The organism is Enterococcus ureilyticus (genome assembly GCF_001730315.1).
Classification (GTDB): Bacteria; Bacillota; Bacilli; order Lactobacillales; family Enterococcaceae; genus Enterococcus_L; species Enterococcus_L ureilyticus.
Genome location: NZ_MIKC01000029.1, coordinates 1 through 1,613, shown reverse-complemented (window position 1 = coordinate 1,613; position 1,613 = coordinate 1). Strand labels below are relative to the sequence as shown.

Annotated in this window: 1 protein-coding gene; it reads left to right on the top strand. The window is 32.9% G+C overall.

What is annotated here, in order from left to right:
- Nucleotides 1–275: 275 nt before the first annotated feature.
- A complete protein-coding gene (locus BCR24_RS10340; RefSeq protein WP_069640461.1) occupies nucleotides 276–1,376 on the top strand; it encodes a tyrosine-type recombinase/integrase in 1,101 nt (366 codons plus the stop codon).
- The last annotated feature ends 237 nt before the right edge of the window (nucleotides 1,377–1,613 follow it).

The window sequence follows — 1,613 nt, the reverse complement described above, 5'->3', positions numbered from 1 at the left end:
TTCTTGTTTTTCGATAAAACAAGAAGTGTTTGTTATAAATTCCAATTTTTTTCTCTATCTAAATCTATTCTATTGGTTTGTAAATGATAAATCAATAGTCAAATGGATAAAAAAACGATATAAACTTTCAATTTTTTGTAGAAAAAATGAAAAAAATGAGAATTCTAAAGAAATAGTTTACTTTTATGGGGCAGAATAAAGAATTGAGCGAATAATCGGTTATTTTTTACCGCCGTCAGATTCGCCGTCAATAATATAGGAAGGATTTGATTTTTTTGGCCAAAGGAGAGAATATTTATAAACGAAAAGATGGACGATGGGAGGGGAGATACCCTAAAGCAAGAAAAATAGATGGAACGATTCACTATGGCTATATTTATGCTCGTTCTTATCGTTCAGTAAAAGAACAGTTATTTGATAAAAAAGTACAGAAAACAAGCAGTTACACTGGGGCAAATAAAGAATTTTATGGAACATTTGGGGAGTGGGCCAATCTTTGGTTAACGGAGATTATGGCACCAACAATAAAAGAAAGTACGTATGCTAGTTACACTAATAAGCTTCAACTATATGTTTTACCTAGCTTAGAACACTACACCTTAAAAAAAATCACAGCAGCTGATATGGATAAGCTAGTTAAAAAGTTAACCGAATCATTAGCTGCAAGTTCGATTCATATTGTATTTCGTATTGTAAAAAGCTGTCTAGAAGCGGCGAAAGAGCGAGGATACATTTACTTAAATCCCTGTGAACGGATCATCTTGCCTAAAATTGATAAACCCAAAGTTCGTGCATTAAATCGTGTGCAACAAAAGGCGGTAGAAGTTGAGTCTATGAAGTCGATCAAAGGATTACCCATCCTATTAGCCTTAGAAACAGGAATGCGTATTGGCGAAATTTGTGCTTTGAAGTGGGAAGATATCGATTTTGAATCCTCAGTACTAAAAGTTCAGCGAACAAAACAACGAATTGCTCTCCCAACTATTTCAGGTCAAAAGACGAAAATTATTGAAACAAAACCTAAAACGACCAATGCAAATCGAATTATACCACTTTCTGAAAAGGTGAAAAATGCCTTGAAACAATTGAAAAATCAAACAGTTTCGGATTATGTTGTGACGAATCAAGGTCAGCCGATTGAACCTAGGACGGTAAGTTATCGTTTTGAAAAGATCAAGAAAATAATTGGGTTAGATGATGTGTCTTTTCATGCGCTCCGCCATACTTTTGCTACTCGTTGTGTAGAATTAGGCGTCAATATCGCTGCAATTAGTTCATTATTAGGACATTCATCAATAAAGCTAACGCTAGATACCTATACAAACTCATTCTTAGAAGAACAAAGAGCAGCAATCGCCAAGTTAGAGTCTCTATGACCTTTTTCATTTTTTAAAAATCTACCTAGATATAAGATGCCCTTTTTTTATTTCATAACAGATGTTACATAATAATGTTTTTTTAAAATGTTTTTCTCATATGCTGAATTTCATTTTTTTGAGATCGTTTCTTTTTTTTATTTTTATCCGCCGTCAAATTAGCCGTCAGAATAAAGATTTAAATAGTGATATTAAAGCATGAAAATCACTATTTCTTGTTTTATCGAAAAACAAGAA